Here is a 17,834-nt window from a genome sequence, read left to right as displayed (position 1 = left end):
GGGCACTTACCGTTGGAGCATGGACACCGTGGATCTCGCGCGCTGGCAGTTCGGGATCACCACGGTGTACCACTTCCTGTTCGTGCCGGTCACGATCGGGCTGTCGGTGCTGGTGGCGGTCCTGAACACGGCCTGGGTACGCACCGGCAACCCGGCCTACCTGCGCGCCACCAAGTTCTGGGGCACGCTCTTCCTGATCAACTTCGCCATGGGCGTGGTGACGGGGATCGTGCAGGAGTTCCAGTTCGGGATGAACTGGAGCTCCTACTCCAGGTTCGTCGGTGACGTCTTCGGCGCCCCGCTCGCGCTGGAGGCGTTGCTGGCGTTCTTCCTGGAGTCGACGTTCCTGGCGCTGTGGATGTTCGGCTGGGACCGGCTGCCCAAGCTGGTGCACCTCGCGTGCATCTGGACGGTCGCGATCGGCAGCATGGTGTCCGCCTACTTCATCCTGGCCGCCAACTCGTTCATGCAGTGGCCGGTGGGCGTCACCGTCGGCCGGCGGGCGGAGCTGGCCGACTTCGGGGCCGTGCTGACCAACAAGGTCCTGCTGGCCACCTTCCCGCACACCGTCCTGGGCTGCTGGCTGTCCGGCGGCGTGATCCTCATGGCCGTCTCCGCCTGGCACCTGGCCAGGAAGCGGGACGCCGACGTCTTCGGCCCGTCCCTCCGGCTCGGCGCGGTCGCGGTGCTGGTGGGCGCCGCCGGCACCCTCGTCTCCGGCGACGTCCTCGGCAAGATCATGACGCAGACGCAGCCGATGAAGATGGCCGCCGCCGAGGCGCTCTACGACACCCGGCAGCCGGCGCCGTTCTCCCTGTTCACCATCGGGACGCTCGACGGCACGCGGCCGATCTTCGCGCTGGAGGTCCCGGGCCTGCTGTCACAGCTGGCCACCGGCTCGTTCGACGGCAAGGTGCACGGCGTCAACGACGTCCAGAGGGAGTACCAGCGCAGGTTCGGACCGGGGGACTACCGTCCCTACATCCCGCTGGCCTACTGGTCCTTCCGGCTGATGATCGGCTTCGGCATGCTGGCGGGGCTGGTGGCGCTCGTCCTGCTCTGGCTGACCCGCGGCGGACGCGTACGCGGCAAGGGCTGGATCTGGCGGGCCGCCGTGTGGTCCGTCGTGCTGCCCTTCCTCGCGCACAGCTTCGGCTGGATCTTCACCGAGACGGCCAGGCAGCCGTGGGTCGTCTTCAGCCAGATGAAGACCGTTCAGGGCGTCTCGCCCAGCGTCGGCGTGGGCACCGTGCTCACCTCGCTGATCGTCTTCACCCTCCTGTACGGCGTGCTGGCCGTGGTGGAGGCGGGCCTCATGATCAAGTACGGCCGGATGGCCCCGCCGTCCGGCGACAGCACCGGCACCGAGCCAGGCGAGCCGTCGCCCGCCTACTAGTGGAGAGATCGCGGCATGGAGCTCACCGACGTCTGGTTCGTGGCGATCGCCGTGCTCTGGCTCGGCTATTTCGTCCTGGAGGGGTTCGACTTCGGCGTCGGCCTGCTGCTGCCCGTCGTCGCCGGGAACGACGCGGAACGCCGGGCGATGATCGAGACGATCGAACCCGTCTGGGACGGCAACGAGGTGTGGCTGATCACCGCGGCGGCGGCCACGTTCGCCGCCTTTCCCGAGTGGTACGCCTCGCTGTTCAGCACGTTCTACCTGCCGCTGCTGGTGATCCTGGTGACGCTGATCGTGCGCGGGGTGGCCTTCGAGTACCGCGGCAAGCGCGACTCCCCGACCTGGCGGCGGCGGTGGGACACGGGCCTCGCGGTGGGCTCGTTCGTGCCCGCGCTGTTGTGGGGCGTCGCCTTCGCGAACATCGTGCGGGGCGTGCGGCTCGACTCCCGCCACGAGTACGTGGGCACGGTGGCGGACCTGCTCAACCCGTACGCGCTGTTCGGCGGGCTGACGACGCTGGCGCTGTTCGCCACGCACGGGGCCATGTTCCTGGCGCTGAAGAGCACCGGGGAGATCAGCCGGCGCGCGGTCGCGGTGGCGGTGCGAGCGGGCGTCGTCGCGGTGGTGCTCGCGGTGGCCTTCCTGGCCTGGACGCAGCTCCAGGGCGGGAGCCTCGCCACGGTCGTCCTGGCGGCCCTGGCCGTCCTCGCCCTCGCCTGCTCGCTGCCCGCCGTGGGCAAGGGGCGCCAGGGCTGGGCGTTCCTGCTGTCGGCGGTCGCCATCGGCTTGGCCGTGATCAGCCTGTTCGCGGTCCTCTATCCGAACGTCCTGCCCTCGACCGTCGACCCCGCCTACAGCCTGACCGTCGGCAACGCGGCCGCGACCCCGAAGACGCTCGTCGTCATGACCTGGGTCGCGGTGATCTTCCTGCCGCTGGTGCTGCTCTACCAGGGCTGGACGTACTGGGTCTTCCGCCACCGGATCAGCGCCGGCTGACGTGCGTCCACCTGCCGGCGGTCGCTGCTCGCCTGACCAGAGCCCCGCGATCACTTCGCGGGCGCGTCCGGGGTGCGCGTGACCTTCGAGCCCAGCCAGGACACGAGCCCGGGCACCGACTCGACCACCTGGCTGATCACATAGAACAGCCTCGGCGGCACGTACGGGAGCAGCGGCGAGTGCCGGTGGCCGAGCAGCGTGAACATCTGCCGCGGCGACAGGTCGATGTAGCGCGGCAGGCTCTCGTACCACTGGGCGCTGCGGCGGGCCGCCTTCTGGGTGCCGAGGATCGCGGCTCGGCGGTCGCGCTCATAGCGGGCCAGGGCGGCCGGCAGCGTCGTCTCCTCGTGCAGCGCGTTGACCAGGCCGGCGGCGTCCCCGAGCGCGAGGGCGGTGCCCGCGCCGACGGAGTAGTGCGTGGTGTGCGCGGCGTCCCCGATCAGGACGACGTTGTCGCGGTGCCACGTGCGGCAGGTCAGGGTGCGGAACTTCAGCCAGTGCGAGCTGCCGTCGGGGTGCGCCCGGCCGATCAGCGGGTGCCCGTCCAGGATCTCGGAGAAGAGCTTCTCCAGGAGGGCCAGGCTGTCGGCCTCGTTGGCCTCGTGGAGCCCGAGCCCTCGCCAGGTCGCCGGGGAGCACTCGACGACGCAGGTGCTGTGCGTCCGGCTGAATCCGTAGCCGTAGCACCAGATCCAGCCGTGCGGCGTCTCGGCGAACGCGAAGGTGAAGGCCTTGAAGATCTGGGTGGTGCCGAGCCAGGTGTAGTAGTTGTCCCCGACCGCGAACTCGGGGCCGAAGTGGTCGGCGTGGCGCTGGCGCAGCGTGCTCTTGACGCCGTCGCCGGCGACGATGAGCTCGGCCTCGGGCAGCTCGTGCTCGCCGGTGATCTCGCGCTCGAACTCGACGCGTACGCCGAGCGCGCGGGCCCGTTCGACGAGGATGTCGAGCAGCAGGTGCCGGCCGATGCCGAAGCCCTCGTCCCCGTGGTCCACCGTCACCGTCGCGCGGTCGCGGATGTGCGCGACCCAGCTGTCCCAGTGGACCGAGTTCGCACGGATGGCGCTCGCGGACTCGGGGTCGGCGGCGAGGAGGTAGCCGAGCAGCTCGTCCCAGTAGGTCACGCCCCAGCCGTACGTCGATCCGGCCGGGTTTCGCTCATAGACGGTGATGTCGTGGGACGGGTCCACCCGCTTCATCAGGATGGAGAAGTACAGATTGGCGGGTCCGCCACCGACGCAGGCGACCTTCACAACAGCCCCCGAATTTACACAAGGTAACCTATTGCTCACTAAGTGTAACAGACGGGGAGCGGGACACCTCAGAGGATCAGCTCGTACTCGATCTGCTCGATCGGGTTGCCGTCGCCGAAGTCGTGGCCGCGGACCGCGCCGGACTCCGTGAACCCGCTCTTGGCGTAGAAGCGCCGGGACTGGGGCGTGTCACGCAGCGTCCACAGGTGGATCCGCCCGAAGCCCTCCTCGCGGATCCTGTCCAGGGACGCGGCCATCAGGGCGCCCGCGATGCCGGTGCCCCAGCCGTCGGGGTGGCCGTAGAAGCCGAAGATCTCCGCCGAGCCGGGGTGCGCCGGCGAGGTGCCGAAGTAGGAGAACCCCAGCGGTCGCCCGTCCAGCGTGGCCAGCAGGATGGTGTCCTTGCCCTCGGCGAGCACGCCGTGCCACTTGCCACGCCGGTGGCTCACCGCCGCGTCGAAGAACTCCGTAGGGAAGAACCCGGCATAGGCCGCCTTCCAGGACTCGGCGTGGATCTCGCCCACCGCGTCCCCATCGTCGCGTGTGGCTGGGAACACGTTGAATGCACCGTTCATGGAAGAACGGTATCGATGCGGCGGGCACGCCAGGCAAAAGCGACACGATGCCCGGCTATTCGGACGAGCCGGCCGGTCACCGCTTGCCCGGCCTCCGGCCGCCGGGCTGAACTGGCACCGGTCAGCCAGGGCGGCACACCCCCATCAACGACGTTCAGGAATCCGGCAATGACTGTTCACGGGCCACACACGGGAAGAGCGCGCCTGGCCGGGCGCTTCATCTGGCACTACCTCGAGATGGTCATCGCCATGATCCTCGGGATGCTGCTGCTCGGCCTGGTGTGGAGCGCGGTCCTGCCGGGGGACACCCGGTTCGACGTCAGCACGTTGATCATGGCCGCCGACATGACCGTCGGCATGGCGGTCTGGATGCGGGTGCGCCGCCACGGCTGGGCCGCCATCGGAGAGATGAGCCTGGCCATGTTCGCGCCGTTCCTCGTGCTGCTCGTCCCGTACTGGTTCGGGGCGCTGCCGGGCCACCTGGTGATGTCGATCGGGCACACGCTGATGTTCGTCCTCATGGCCGTGGCCATGCTGTGGCGGCGCGAGGAGTACCTCCACCGTCACCACCGCCTGCGCGTCCCGTGGACGTGGGTCAGGAGGGCGGCCGTGGTGCTGGCCGTGCTGCTGATCCCCGCTTCGGTCTCCGCGGTGAACACCATCGGCAAGTTCGGCGACCAGTACCGGGCGCGCGCGGACGCGGTCTCGGCCCGGCCGGTGGCCAGGACCCATGACCCGGCCAAGCCCACGGTGGCCTTCCTGGTCGGCGGCAAGGGCACCAACGCGGCCGACCTGCTCGGGCCGTACGAGGTGCTGGCCGGCACCGGCCGGGTGAACACCTACGTCGTCTCGGCGGGGCCCCGGCTCGTGCCCCTGACCGGCGGCCTGGACATCGTGCCGGACCTCACGTTCGACGAGCTGACGCGGCTGATGAGCGAGCGGGGCGACCGCCTCGACGCCGTGGTGATCCCCGCCCTGCAGCCACCCGACCCGGCCGAGTCCGCCTCGATCAGCGCCTGGCTGCGGCAGCAGTCGGCCGCCGGCGCGCTGACCGTCAGCGTCTGCGTCGGGGCCCGTACGCTCGCCGCGAGCGGGCTGCTGGACGGCAGGCCCGCCACCTCCCACTGGCTGCGGCTGTCCGGGCTGCGGAAGGACTTCCCCAATGTCAGGTGGACGAGGGGCACGCGGTACGTCGACGACGGAAACGTGATCACCGCCGCCGGCGTGCTGTCCGGAATAGAAGGCGGCCTGCGGATCATCGAGCGGCTGCTCGACCCCGAGACGGCTCGTGCGGCGGCGCAGCGGGTCCACTGGCGCCACTACGTGCCCGGCACCCCCGCGCGGATCCCCGAGTCGGTTCTGGAGCCGTCGGACGTGGTCGTCGCCCTCAACGCCTCCTACCAGACCGGGCCGTCGACCATCGGCGTCCAGCTCACGGAGGGCGTCGGGGAGCTGGAGCTCGCCTCCGCGTTCGTCTCCTACACCGAGTACTCCATGGTCGGGCGCACCGTCGCGGTCGGCGACGGCCCGATCCACTCCAGGCACGGCCTGACGTTCGTCCCGCGTTCGACGGTCGCGGCGGCCGGCCTGGACCGCCTCCTCGTGCCGGGGCTGGACGCGGCGCGCCGCCACCCGGCGGCCACCGGCGGGCCGCGGCCCGAGTACCTCCACGTCAATCCGGAGTTCGCGTTCGACCCGGTGCTGCGCGACCTCGCCCGCACCTACGACGTGCAGACCGCCCGGTTCGCCGCCAAGACGCTGGAGTACCCGGTGCTCGACGTCAAGCTGACCGGCAGCGCCTGGCCGTGGTCCGCCACCCTCGTCCCCGTGCTGCTCGCCCTGCTGGGTGGCGCCGCCGCCGTCGCGACCAGTCTGGTGTTCCGGCGGATCCGCGCCCGGCGACTGGGACCGCCGGTCATGACGGAGCCGGCCACGCTCGGGTGAAAACACCTGAAATGCTCATGGTGCCTCCGACATGTACGGGGTGTCCTGCCCTGAGACCCGAGGAGGCCGACCATGGGGACCGCCTGTGGATGACGACCGGAAGACCCGGTTCGAGGCCGTTTACCAGCAGACGTACGAGCACATACTCGGCTACGCCACGCGCCGCTGCGACTCGCCGGAGGACGCGGCGGACGTGGTCGCCGAGACGTTCGCGATCGCCTGGCGCCGCATGGACGCGCTGCCGGCGGGCGGCGAGGCCAGGCTCTGGCTGTACGGAGTGGCCAGGAACGTGCTGGCCAACCACCGCCGGGGCCAGGCCAGGCACCGGCACAGAAGCGTGGAGCTCGACACCGATCTCGCCGACCTGTACGCCCACGCGCCCGAGACCAGCCTCGAACTGAGCGCGATAGCGCGGGCGTTCGACGCGCTGCCCGAGGACGACCGGGAGCTGATCGCGCTGGTGGCCTGGGAGGGCCTGGAGCGCGCCGAGATCGCCACAGTCCTCGGCTGCTCCCGCAACGCCGTCCGCATCCGCCTCCACCGGGCGCGCAAGCGCCTCTCCAAGGCGCTGGCCGCGGCAGGTGTGACCGTCAACCATCTGATCATGGAGTCCGCGTGAACGAGTTGCAGCACCTCGCCAGGGTCCGCGACGAGGACCTGACGGGCCAGGCGTCCGGCGCGGGGGCGCGGGCGCTCCTCGCCTCGATCACCTCCGAGGAGCCCGCCGTCGAGCCCGCCGTCGAGCCCATCGCCGGGCGCGCCCGCCGCCGGAGCTCCCGGTGGCGTGCCCGCCTGGCCGTGGGCGGCGTGGCCGTCGCCGGGCTCGCCGCGGCCGCCGTGATCGCCCCCGCCGTCCTCGGCCCGCGCGGCCCCGCCTCCTCCTACGCCAACTCCGCCATCGACATCGAGCTGCGCGGCGACACGTACGTGGCCACCATCAAGGACCCGCTCGCCGACCACGCCAGGTACACCGAGGGCTTCAAGGCCGTGGGCCTGAACGTGAACCTGGAGGTCGTGCCGGTGCCCCCGACCCAGGTGGGTCAGCTCACGGGCATGCGCCTGAGCGGCCGGCTGGCCCCCAACGGCCAGTCCATCGCCAACGGCACGACGCCCGAGGGCTGCAGGCTCGGCAGCGAGGGCTGCGCGATGACCGTCGAGGTGGCCCGCGGCTGGACCGGCTGGGCCTCGGTCCAGCTGGGGCGGGCGGCGCGGCCGGGGGAGAAGTACCAGAACTGGCGCTCGGCCATGAAGAAGGGCGAGATGCTGGAGGGCTACCGCGCCGACGGGAAGACCGTGGGCGAGGTCATGGCCGAGGTCCGCCGGCGCGGCCTCAAGGCGGTCTTCCAGATCATCACCCCCGCGCCGGACAACGGCGGCTACGGTGTGGAGTCGAAGCGGCAGTCGGCCGAGGTCGGTGACGACTGGATGGTCTGGGAGGTCCAGTCGGAGGAGGCCGGCGTCGTGCGCCTGATGGTGACCAAGGAGCGGCTGCCGAAGAACCCCGTCTACGGCGACACGAAGATCGTGGACGAGTAGCCACGGTGATATCGGTTCAGACCGGAATCTGCGTCATGGGCGGCGCTCGGGTCGGGCCATCCCCCGTGAGAGCTACCTGAATCGTCCGCTCATTGGTGATTCGCCGGACACCGCCGCCCTCGTAGCGTCGTCGCCGGGCCGCCGAACGCGCGGCCGACGTCAACGGAGGTCACCATGAGCACGCCAGCCGCAATCCCCGGCGACGGCCGGATGCGCAGGATCGCCCGCTTCCCCCTCACCTGGATGCTGGTCGGGCTGCTCGGCCTCAGCGTGGTGTCGGCGCTCACCGGGGGCGGAGCGCCGGTGCTCGCCGTGGTGGGCGCGGTCGCCGCGGTGGTCGTCTACCGGGCGGTCATGCGCTTCGTCGCGGGGCGGCCCACCCCGGAGATCGCCAGAGCCGGGGCCGGAAGGGAGGCGCTGTCCGGCGCCGGGATCGGCCTGGGGTTCGTGCTCGGCTCCGCGCTCCTGATCGCGGCGGCCGGCGGCTATTCGTTCTCCTGGTCGTCCGGGAACCTCCTGCCGGTCGTGCTCGCGGCGGCCGCCACGGCGGTCGGCGCGGCGGTCACCGAGGAGCTGATGTTCCGGGGCCTGGCGTTGCAGGCCCTGGAGGCGCTGTGGGGCAGCCGGGTGGCGCTGGCGGTCACCGCGTTGCTGTTCGGCGGCATGCACCTGGGCAACCCGGGAGCCACCGTGTGGAGCTCGCTGGCGATCGCCATCGAGGCCGGCGTCCTGCTCGGGGCCGCCTACCTCTGGCGGCGCAGCATCTGGTTCGTCGCCGGACTCCACTTCGCCTGGAACGCCACCGAGAACCTGCTGGGCATCCCGGTCTCCGGCCACGTGTCGCCCGGTCTGCTGACCGCCGAGGTCTCGGGGCCGGCGGTGCTGACCGGGGGCGAGTTCGGGCTGGAGGCGTCGATCGTGCCCGTCCTGCTGAGCCTGCTGCTCGCCGTGCCGATGCTCGTCAGGGCGCACCGGCGCGGTGGACTGCTCCCCGCGCGCCGTGGGGGTCGTTAGGCTTGCCCGGTGTTCGCGAACGCCGCCCGTTCCGCCCGCATCTGGTCAGACTGGTGGCGAGCCCGCCCCCTGTCCGTGAAGGACGCCGCGCTCGCGGCGGCGCTCATGCTGCTGGCGTCCGTACCGACGATGTCCGCCATCGGGGTGCAGCTCGGCGACCTGCCCAAGCGCCCGCCGGACGCGCTGGCCGTGGCGCTGGCCGCGGCCCAGTCCGCGCCGCTGGTGGTACGCAGCCGATGGCCGGCGGCCTGTCTCGCGATCATCGGCGCCGCCTTCGCCCTCCATCAGGCGCTGAGCTGTCCGCAGACGTTCGCCGGCGTCGGGCTCTACCTGGCCCTGTACGCCGCCGGCGCCTATCAGGCCCGCTTCCGCCGCGGCCTCGTCGCGGTGTCGACCGCGGGCTATGTCCTGCTGGCCGTCGTGCTGCACAGCCTGGGGTCGCCCAACGGAGTCCCGGAGTTCGTGGCGTTCTACCTGACGTTGGCGGTGATCTGGATGGCTGGGGCCGGGATGCGCCGGTGGCGGGCTGACGAGGCCGAGCGACGGCGCCTGGGCGCGGAGGTGGCCGCGGCCGCCGAACGGGCGCGGATCGCCCGCGAGCTGCATGACGTGGTCACCCACCATGTGACCGCCATGGTCGTCCAGGCCGACGCGGCGCAGTTCCTGGTCGGCAGCGCGCCGGAGCGCGCCGGGGCCGGGCTCGCCGCCATCAGCGACACCGGCCGGCGGGCGCTGACGGAGCTGCGGTACCTGCTCGGCGTGCTGGAGGCCACCGGCGATTCGGCGGTCGCGGGCCGCGCGCCCACCCTGGGCAAGGTCGGCGACCTGGTCGAACAGGCCCGGCTGGCAGGCCAGCCCGTCGAGCTGGCCGAGCGCGGCGAACAGCGGCCGCAGCCCGTGGACGTGGAGCTGGCCGCCTACCGGGTCGTGCAGGAGGCGCTCACCAACGCGATCAAATACGCGACAGGGCAGCTCACCGCGGTCACGGTCCACCACCACGACGATCACCTGGAGATCGAGGTGATCACCGACGGGCCCGCCGACGCCGCGCCCGCCGTGCCGTCGGGCGGGCGAGGTCTGGACGGGCTGCGCGAACGCGTACGCATGCTCGACGGCGAACTGGCGGCCGGCCCCCGCCCGGGCGGCGGGTTCGGCGTCCGGGCCCTCATCCCGTACAGGAGCACTCCATGACCGACACGCCGATCCGGGTGCTCATCTGCGAGGACCAGGCACTGGTACGCGCCGGCTACATCACCATCTTCTCCGCCCAGCCGGACATGGAGGTCGTCGGGGAGGCCGCGGACGGCCGCGCGGCCGTCGAGGCGGCCCGGCGGCTGCGCCCGGACGTCATCGTGATGGACATCCGGATGCCCATCGTGGACGGCATCGAGGCCACCCGGCTACTGTCCGGCCCCGGCACCGAGACCCCGGCGAAAGTGCTGGTCGTCACCACCTTCAACGTCGACGAGTACGTCTACGAAGCGCTCAAGGCCGGCGCCGCCGGTTTCCTGCTGAAGGACGCCCCACCGGCGGAGCTGGTCAACGGCGTGCGGACCATCGCCCGCGGCGACTCCCTCCTGGCGCCCGCCGTCACCCGCACGCTCATCGGCCACTTCGCCGAACGGCTCCGTCCCTCCGACACGTCCCGTCCGGCCAGGGACGAGATCGTGCGCGCGCTGACCCGCCGCGAGCTCGAGGTCCTCGAACAGATCGCGGGCGGCCTGTCGAACGCGGAGATCGCCGAAAAGCTGTTCATCACCGCCGAGACCGTGAAGACCTACGTGTCGCGGATCCTGGCCAAACTGGAGCTGCGCGACCGCGTGCAGGCCGTCGTCCTCGCCTACCGGGTCGGGCTGGTGTCCGGCACGGACTGAGCTGCGGGCTCCGAGGTCGGGCGATTACGCAGGGTTATTTTCGTAGTTCGGGCGGGCACAACGTGAGGAGTGTCCGCCTGGAGGAGCCCAATGCCGACCCTCGTCCGGTTCACCGCCGCCGCTCTGCTGGCCGTGCTCGCCGCCGCCTGCGCCGACTCGCGTACCGCGCCGTCGACGCCTCAGTCGGTGGCGACGGACCCGCTGCCGTCCGCGGCGGACCCGCTGTCACCCATGCCGACCGTCTCCGTCCGGCCCTCGTCCACCGGGCATCGCCCGGCCGACGGGAGCAGCCTGGCCTCCTGCAGGGACGCCGACTGCGAGGTCGAGGTCCGGGCAGGCGACCGGCTCCGGATCGACAAGCGGTTCGGCGTGCAGCGGCTCACCATCAGCGCGCTCGACCCGGACGAGGTCACGATCGCGCTCCTGGGCTTCACCGGCGGGCTGCGGGCCGAGGGGGCGAACGTCAGCATCTCCAGCAGCTGCGTCAACGGGCGCTGCCGCGACGAGGGCAAGCTGTCCCTGGCTCCCGGCAGGTCCGCCCGCATCAACAACCTGCGGCTGGAGCTGCCCTACGCCTCCGCCGACCACGCCGTCCTGCGCCTCACCTCCAGGTGAGCGCTGACACCGTCCCCGGCCGTCATCAGCGGCCCTCTCCCTCGACCTCGCCGCGACCACCGCGCACCTCCGCGGCGAGCGCCGCCATGACTCCCCGAACGGAGCCCTGCGGTCGGCCCCCGTCCCGGGCGTGCCGGCCGGCGGGGCGTGCCTTTACCCTTTCCGTCTTTTCGGCTTTAGGTGCCCGCGTGCGTAATGAAGGAGTAGGCGCCGCAGAGGCTCGTCCGCGCCCTTCCCGGATCCCATGAATTGTCACCCCTCAGTCCGTACGGGACACCGAAAGGACGAAACGATGATGGACATCCAGCGGAAGGCCCGCCTGGGGCTGGTACTGGCCGCCACGGTCGTCGCGACCGTCACCGGCGCCGCCACCGAAGCCGCCACGACCCGGGCCGCGCTCTCCTGGCACTCGGGCTGGTTCGTCAAGACCATGTGTTACAAGGACACCCGCTCGTTCGCCCAGAGCGCGCTCAGCCGCAACGGCTACAAGACCGTCGCCACCCCGCCCAACGCCGTTCTGGGCAGCGACGACAGCACCCTGGTGGAGGTGTCCTACGCGCCCGCGCAGACCAGTTACCACCCGAACCAGTTCGCGAGGGTCCACTTCACCGTGACCGCCATGTCCAACGACTCGAGCGCGGCCCGGACCGCCCGCGACCGCGTCCGCGAGAACATCCAGAAACAGCGCTACATCGACACGTGCTGAACCTGCGACCGGCTGTTTCCGGCGGGCGATGATCGGCGCCGGAAATGCGTCACAAACGCCCGCCGGTGAAACTTTCAGCCACCGGGCCGACAAATGTTTGACAACAGGTGCCGCACGGCTGACGATCACCTCGGAATGTCGTTCCATGACACAAGGGGGATCGATGCGTTTTCTGCGGCGCTCGTCAGGGATCCTCATCGCCGGGCTCCTCCTGGCCGCCCTGCCCGCCGGAACGGCCCAGGCGGACGCGCCCCCCGGCTACGCCTGCGCGGTGACCTACGCCAGCACCGGGTGGGGCACCGGGTTCACGGCCGACGTGACCATCAGCAACACCGGTACGCGTACGTTCAGCCCCTGGATCCTGCAGTTCGTCTTCCCCGGGGCCCAGACCTTCACCACCGGCTGGAACGCCACCTGGTCCGCGACCCCGCCGAGCGTCCAGGCCACCGGCCCGAGCTTCCACAAGAGCATCGACCCCGGTACGAGCTTCGGGGTCGGCTTCAACGCGAGCGGCTCGAACGACCAGCCCACCGGCTTCACGCTCAACGGCGTCCCCTGCACCGTGTCCTGAATGCGGGCACCTCGACGCGGCTGTCAGGGCAGGCCGCAGGTCAGGTCGTGCTCCAGCGTGCGGGCGTAGGACCCGACGCCCGGCACCGTCGGGTACACGCTCCTGGCGAGCTCACTCGACGAGACGCGCAATGACGTCATCGACGGGGTGATCAGCGCCCTGGACGGGACCTGCCCGTCCTGCCCCCGGTACAGCTGGCTGTACCCGGACGCTCCAGCGCACGGGATCGATCAGGGATGCCGTTCGCCGACATGCTGGGTGATGTCCGAAGCGGACGACCCCCACCCAGAAATCAGGAGCGTTTCCCATGTCGCCTACCTCTTCCGAGTCGAAGTCCTCCCGGCGCGTGCGGGTTCTCGCGGCGGCGCTGGCGGCGTTGTCGGGGCTGGTCGTGGCGGGGACGCCGGCCGCCGCGGCCACCGGGCCCGGCCGCGCCGCGAACGTCGTGCGGCAGAGCCCCGACGAGAGCCTGTCCGCCGAACTGGCCGAGGTACGGGACGAGCTCAAGCGCAACCACCGGCCCGACGCCCTGCAGCGCAAGCTGGACGGGCTGGTGGAGAAGGACAGGTTCCCGGCGGCGCTGGCCGCGGTGCGGGACGGCAGGGGCCGGACCCGCCACTACACCGCCGGGGTCGCGGACCTGACGACCAAGGAGGAGGTCCCGGTCGACGGCCGGGTGCGGATCGCGAGCAACACCAAGATGTTCACCGCGGTGGCGGTGCTGCAGCTGGTCGGCGAGGGCAAGGTCGATCTGGACGAGCCGATCGAGACGTACCTGCCGAAGGTGGTGCGCGGCAAGGGCATCGACGGCAGGAGGATCACGGTGCGGCAGCTGCTGCAGCACACCAGCGGCCTGCCGAACTACACCCGCTGGATGCCGAGCATCTTCAAGAGCCGCAATGTCTACCGCTCGCCTCAGGACCTCCTGGAGATGGCGTTCGCGCACAAGGCGTCGTTCGCGCCGGGCACGAGCTGGGAGTACAGCAACACCAACTACGTGCTGGCGGGCCTGCTGATCGAGAAGGTCACCGGTCGTCCGGTGGCCGAGGTGATCACCGATCGCATCATCGAGCCGATCGGGCTGCGTGACACGTACTGGCCGGGCAAGGGGGACAGGACGATCCGCGGGCGTCACCCGCAGGGGTACGGCTCGGAGAAGCCCGGCGGCAAGCTGAAGGACATCACGAACCTGGACCCGTCGTGGGGATGGGCGGCCGGCCAGCTGATCGGCACCCCGAGCGACCTCAACCGCTTCATGACCGCCCTGATGGGCGGCAAGCTGCTCGAGCCGGAGCAGCTGGCGGCGATGAAGCACACGATGAAGGCGCCCGGCTTCCCGGCCGGCTGGGAGTACGGGCTGGGCCTGATGAAGATGCCGCTGAGCTGCGGCGGCGTCATCTGGGGCCACGGCGGTGACATCGACGGCTACGAGACCCGCAACGGGGTGACCGAGGACGGCCGCGCCGCCACCGTCGCCGTCACGGCGCTGCCTCCCGGCGAGGAGGCCCACCAGCACGTGATCGAGGCCATGGACACCGCGCTGTGCGCCAAGCGGTAGCCGATTCCTGAGAGGGCCGCCCGGAGCAGGATCCGGGCGGCTTTCGTATGTCGAGATTTACCGTGCTTCAGTCATTCGTGTCAATTTTCTCGTCGGGCACTGATGAAAATTTCACGAATGCGAAACTTTATACCCTCGATGTCCGGGCAGGTTATGCGTGTACAGCGCGTTTTGGACCGATCCTACAAGTGATGCGACATTGACATATGAGCGTGACTTGAAGAATCTGTTTGGGAGCGCTCCCATATTTTTCAACAGCGGGAAAGGCCGTTTGCCGTGGATCTGTTGGACAAGAATCAGGGGCTCTTTCTGGCCCTCTACCGGTTCGTGCTGGGACTGCTGTTCGCCTGCCACGGCGCGGCGACGCTCTTCAACGTGCTGGGCGGGCCACAGGGCCCGGCGCCGAGCTTCGGACAGTGGCCCGGCTGGTGGGCCGCGGCCATCGAACTGGTCGGCGGCATCCTCGTCCTGCTCGGCCTGGGTGCCCGCGCCGCCGCCGTCCTCTGCTCGGGCACCATGGCCTATGCCTACTTCGTCGTCCACCAGCCCCAGGCGTTGTTCCCGATCGAGAACGGCGGCGAGAAGGCCGTCCTCTTCTGCTGGGGCTTCCTGCTCGTCGCCGTCCTCGGACCCGGCCGCTGGGCGCTGTCCACCCTGCTGACGCCTTCGCGGCAGCTCGCCCACGACGGGGCTGAGGTCACTCGGTAAGGAACAGCTCGACGACGGGCACGGCGACGTCGGGACGCTGTACGGGCAGGTCGAGGGTCAGGACGTCCGGTGCCACGGCGCCCATCGTGGTGAGGCCGGCCTGCTGGCCGGGGTCGATGACCCGGGTGCGGATCTCCGACGCGTCGTGCAGGAACTGGGCGTACTTCACCCGCCCGGCCAGCCCCGGCAGGTGCAGGTGGCCGAACGGCCAGGCGAACAGGTGCAGGTAGAGCCGGTCGCCGCGCTGGGTGTAGCGGCAGTCGGGAGGCGCCGCGAAGCCGCTGGGCCCGCAGCCGTAGATCGAGCGGGAGTTGACCCGCATCCAGGCGCCGATGTCGGCGAGCGTCCCCCGCGCGCGGGGATCGATCTGGCCGCGCCCGTCCGGGCCCACGTTGAGCAGCAGGTTGCCGCCCTTGGCGACGCTGTCGACCAGCATCCGTACGAGCAGGTCCGGAGACTTGTAGTCGAGGTTGTCCCGGTCGTACCCCCAGCTGCCGTTGAGCGTCTGGCACGCCTCCCACGGCACCTCGCGGCCGTCGACGACCATCGGCCCGGCGGGCTGGTACTGCTCGGGGGTGACGAAGTCGCCGGGGATGTCGAGCCGGTCGTTGACGATGACCTCCGGCTGGAGCTCCCTGACCATCGCGAGCAGCTCCTCCGAGCGCCAGTCGTCGGCGCCCTTGCCGCTCCAGGTCCCCGGCCTGCCCCGGTAGGAGAAGTCGAAGAACAGGTAGTCGATCCTGCCGTAACCGGTGAGCAGCTCGCGCACCTGGGCGTGCAGGTAGTCGGCGTACTTGGAGACGTCACGGCCGGCGGCGGCCGCCTTGTACGCCTCGTCGTCGCGCTGGGGGTGGAACGAGTCGACCGGGAACTCGGGATGGTGCCAGTCGATCAGCGAGTGGTAGAACCCGACCTTCAGCCCTTCGGCGCGGACGGCCTCCACGAACGGCGCGATCAGGTCCTTGCCCCAGGGGGTGCGCGTCGCCTTGTAGTCGGTCTGCGCCGAGTCCCACAGGCAGAAGCCGTCGTGGTGCTTGGTCGTGAGGACGATGTAGCGCATGCCGGCCTCCTTGGCCAGCCGCGCCCATTGCGCCGGGTCGTACAGGTCGGGATCGAAGTGGTCGAAGTAGCGCTGGTAGTCCTCGTCGGTCAGGCGCTCGCGGTTCTTCACCCACTCGTGCCGGGCCGCCAGAGAGTACAGACCCCAGTGCACGAACATGCCGAACCGGGATTCGGCGAACCAGGCGTGGTGCTGCACGATGTCCCTCTTCTTCGTATGATTCAGCGTCCGCCGAGACCGCTGGTGGCGATCCCGCGTACGAGATGTTTCTGCAGGATGATGAGCAGCGCCGTGGTCGGCGCCATGGAGATCACGGCCGCGGCCATGATGAGGTTCCACTGGGTGCCCTGCTGCCCGAAGAACAGCTGCAGACCCAGCGGGACCGTGGCCTTCTCGTCCACCGAGTTGATGATGATCAGCGGCCACAGGAAGCTGTTCCAGTAGTTGATGAACGTGAAGACCGCCAGCACCGCCAGCGCGGGCCTGATCAGCGGCAGCATGATGCTGGTGAAGACGCGCACCGCTCCGGCGCCGTCGAGGCGGGCGCTCTCGGCGAGCTCCTCGGGGATGGTCAGGAAGAACTGGCGCAGCATGAACGTCCCGAAGGCGGTGAACGCCCAGGGGAAGATCAGCGCCTGGAACGAGTCCACCCACCCGAACCAGCGCATCAGCATGAACATCGGCACGACCAGCACTTCCTGGGGGATCATCAGGGTGGCCAGGAAGACCAGGAAGACGCCGTCGCGACCGCGCCAGCGCAGCCGCGAGAAGGCGTACGCCGACATGCTCGACGCCACCAGCACCACGACGGTGCCGCAGACGGCGACGGCGAGCCCGTTGACGATGAACCGCGCGAACGGCAGGAACTCGAACGCCTCGCTGTAGTTCTCCCACCGGATCACCGATCCGAACAGGCTCGGCGGCGACCCGAACACCTCGTCGGCGCGCTTCAGCGACGTGGCCACCATGTAGACCAGCGGTGAGACGAAGGCGGCGGCCACCAGGTAGAGCGCGGCATGCGAGACGACCAGCCGGACCCTGCGCGCCCATGGGGAGACCGGGGCGGCGTGCACGTGCTCAGACATCGTAGGTGACCCATCTGCGCTGGCCGGCGAACTGCATCGCGGTCACGCCCAGGATCAGCACGAACAGGATCCAGGCCGCGGCGGACGCCAGTCCGAACTGGTAGACGGAGAAGCCCTGGTTGTAGACGAACATCATGAGGGTCTCGGTGTCGATGCCGGGCCCGCCGCCGGTCATCAGGAACGGCTGGGTGAAGACCTGGAACGACGTGATGAGCGTCATGGTCGTGGCGAAGAACATCGCCGGGGAGATCATCGGCAGCGTGATGCGGAAGAACAGCCGCCACGGCCCCGCCCCGTCGATCTGCGCCGCCTCCACGAGCTGCCGCGGGATGGCGTCCAGGGCGGCCGAGAAGACCAGCATGTTGTACCCGAACCCCTGCCACACGCTCATCGCGACGACGGCGAACATGGCCCAGCCCTGCTCGCCGAGGAAGTTCGGCGCGTGCACGCCGGTGGCGGCGTGCAGCGTGCCGTCGATGAAGCCGTTGGGCTGGTAGATCATCCGCCAGACGATCGCGTTGGCCACCATGGGCGTGACCACGGGCAGGAAGAACACGACCCGCAGCGCCTGGCGGCCCTTGATGCGCGGCGAGATCCACACCGCCAGCCCCACCGACACGATGAGGTTGAGCGGCAGGTAGAGCACCACGAACAGCAGCGTGTTGAACAGCGTCCGCCGGAACACCGGATCGCCGAACAGCTGCGTGAAGTTCCCCAGCCCGGTGAAGACCTGCTCGCCCACCGCGGGCCACCGGAAGAAGGCGATCACCAGGGACATCACGATCGGAAAGAGCGTGAACAGCGTCAATCCGATCAGGCTGGGCGCGGCGAACAGGGCGGCGACTCTTCCGTCGCCGCGCAGGCGGCGGGCACGCTGTCCGCGGGCCGGCGCCGCCCGCCGGGGCATGGCGTCGATGGTGGAGCCCGGCACGTGATTCCCTTC

At 70.3% G+C, this 17,834-nt stretch carries 18 protein-coding genes; 13 read left to right on the top strand and 5 right to left on the bottom strand.

Annotated elements, in window-relative coordinates:
• The first annotated feature begins 19 nt into the window (after window positions 1-19).
• Window positions 20-1,396 (top strand): cytochrome ubiquinol oxidase subunit I, encoded by a 1,377-nt coding sequence (locus HD596_RS09155; protein WP_185068846.1) that lies wholly within the window; start codon window positions 20-22, stop codon window positions 1,394-1,396.
• Between the two features lie 15 nt (window positions 1,397-1,411).
• Complete coding sequence (cydB, locus tag HD596_RS09150) at window positions 1,412-2,395, top strand: cytochrome d ubiquinol oxidase subunit II (protein WP_185068845.1); 984 nt, start codon at window positions 1,412-1,414, stop codon at window positions 2,393-2,395.
• 50 nt (window positions 2,396-2,445) lie between these two features.
• Here the strand turns inward: cydB and HD596_RS09145 are convergent, their stop codons facing one another.
• Window positions 2,446-3,645 carry an FAD-dependent monooxygenase gene (locus HD596_RS09145; protein ID WP_185068844.1) on the bottom strand — a complete coding sequence of 400 codons (1,200 nt, stop codon included), beginning with the start codon at window positions 3,643-3,645 and terminating at the stop codon, window positions 2,446-2,448.
• 68 nt (window positions 3,646-3,713) lie between these two features.
• Complete coding sequence (locus tag HD596_RS09140) at window positions 3,714-4,220, bottom strand: GNAT family N-acetyltransferase (RefSeq protein WP_185068843.1); 507 nt, start codon at window positions 4,218-4,220, stop codon at window positions 3,714-3,716.
• Between the two features lie 168 nt (window positions 4,221-4,388).
• Between HD596_RS09140 and HD596_RS09135 the strand changes: the two genes are divergently transcribed.
• The 11 genes from HD596_RS09135 to HD596_RS09085 all read left to right on the top strand — a co-directional run bounded on the left by HD596_RS09135 (window position 4,389) and on the right by HD596_RS09085 (window position 14,746).
• Window positions 4,389-6,164 carry a DJ-1/PfpI family protein gene (locus tag HD596_RS09135; protein ID WP_185068842.1) on the top strand — a complete coding sequence of 592 codons (1,776 nt, stop codon included), beginning with the start codon at window positions 4,389-4,391 and terminating at the stop codon, window positions 6,162-6,164.
• A gap of 85 nt (window positions 6,165-6,249) precedes the next feature.
• A complete protein-coding gene (locus HD596_RS09130) occupies window positions 6,250-6,783 on the top strand; it encodes an RNA polymerase sigma factor (protein ID WP_185068841.1) in 534 nt (177 codons plus the stop codon).
• A complete protein-coding gene (locus tag HD596_RS09125; RefSeq protein WP_185068840.1) occupies window positions 6,780-7,700 on the top strand; it encodes a hypothetical protein in 921 nt (306 codons plus the stop codon). The genes HD596_RS09130 and HD596_RS09125 overlap by 4 nt, the downstream gene beginning before the upstream one ends.
• A gap of 174 nt (window positions 7,701-7,874) precedes the next feature.
• Window positions 7,875-8,714: a CPBP family intramembrane glutamic endopeptidase gene (locus tag HD596_RS09120; protein WP_185068839.1), complete on the top strand. Its 840-nt coding sequence runs from the start codon at window positions 7,875-7,877 to the stop codon at window positions 8,712-8,714.
• Between the two features lie 9 nt (window positions 8,715-8,723).
• The gene (locus HD596_RS09115; protein WP_313043356.1) at window positions 8,724-9,905 is read left to right on the top strand and encodes a sensor histidine kinase; all 1,182 of its coding nucleotides are present in this window, start codon (window positions 8,724-8,726) and stop codon (window positions 9,903-9,905) included.
• Window positions 9,902-10,588 (top strand): response regulator, encoded by a 687-nt coding sequence (locus HD596_RS09110; protein WP_185068838.1) that lies wholly within the window; start codon window positions 9,902-9,904, stop codon window positions 10,586-10,588. Before HD596_RS09115 ends, HD596_RS09110 begins: the two co-directional genes overlap by 4 nt.
• A gap of 90 nt (window positions 10,589-10,678) precedes the next feature.
• Window positions 10,679-11,203 carry a hypothetical protein gene (locus HD596_RS09105; protein WP_185068837.1) on the top strand — a complete coding sequence of 175 codons (525 nt, stop codon included), beginning with the start codon at window positions 10,679-10,681 and terminating at the stop codon, window positions 11,201-11,203.
• Between the two features lie 292 nt (window positions 11,204-11,495).
• Window positions 11,496-11,909, top strand: a complete 414-nt coding sequence (locus HD596_RS09100) for a hypothetical protein (protein ID WP_185068836.1) — start codon at window positions 11,496-11,498, stop codon at window positions 11,907-11,909.
• A 163-nt stretch (window positions 11,910-12,072) separates the two neighbouring features.
• Window positions 12,073-12,480, top strand: a complete 408-nt coding sequence (locus HD596_RS09095) for a cellulose binding domain-containing protein (RefSeq protein WP_185068835.1) — start codon at window positions 12,073-12,075, stop codon at window positions 12,478-12,480.
• A gap of 307 nt (window positions 12,481-12,787) precedes the next feature.
• Entirely contained in the window at window positions 12,788-14,038 is a 1,251-nt protein-coding gene (locus HD596_RS09090; RefSeq protein ID WP_185068834.1) for a serine hydrolase domain-containing protein, read from the top strand.
• A gap of 276 nt (window positions 14,039-14,314) precedes the next feature.
• Window positions 14,315-14,746, top strand: a complete 432-nt coding sequence (locus tag HD596_RS09085; RefSeq protein WP_185068833.1) for a DoxX family protein — start codon at window positions 14,315-14,317, stop codon at window positions 14,744-14,746.
• Here the strand turns inward: HD596_RS09085 and HD596_RS09080 are convergent.
• Genes HD596_RS09080 through HD596_RS09075 form a run of 3 tightly spaced genes read right to left on the bottom strand, consistent with a single transcriptional unit; the run spans window position 14,736 to window position 17,822 of the window.
• The gene (locus HD596_RS09080) at window positions 14,736-16,004 is read right to left on the bottom strand and encodes an alpha-L-fucosidase (protein WP_313043347.1); all 1,269 of its coding nucleotides are present in this window, start codon (window positions 16,002-16,004) and stop codon (window positions 14,736-14,738) included. The genes HD596_RS09085 and HD596_RS09080 overlap by 11 nt on opposite strands.
• Window positions 16,005-16,027: 23 nt before the next feature.
• A complete protein-coding gene (locus HD596_RS60300) occupies window positions 16,028-16,891 on the bottom strand; it encodes a carbohydrate ABC transporter permease (protein WP_221519245.1) in 864 nt (287 codons plus the stop codon).
• On the bottom strand, window positions 16,884-17,822 hold the full coding sequence (locus tag HD596_RS09075) for a carbohydrate ABC transporter permease (RefSeq protein ID WP_221519244.1): 939 nt from the start codon (window positions 17,820-17,822) through the stop codon (window positions 16,884-16,886). The genes HD596_RS60300 and HD596_RS09075 overlap by 8 nt, the downstream gene beginning before the upstream one ends.
• Between the last annotated feature and the right edge of the window lie 12 nt (window positions 17,823-17,834).

It is taken from the genome of Nonomuraea jabiensis, assembly GCF_014204795.1.
GTDB lineage: Bacteria > Actinomycetota > Actinomycetes > Streptosporangiales > Streptosporangiaceae > Nonomuraea > Nonomuraea jabiensis.
The sequence above is the reverse complement of the archived record's forward strand: the minus strand, read 5'-3'. Positions and strand labels throughout refer to the sequence as shown.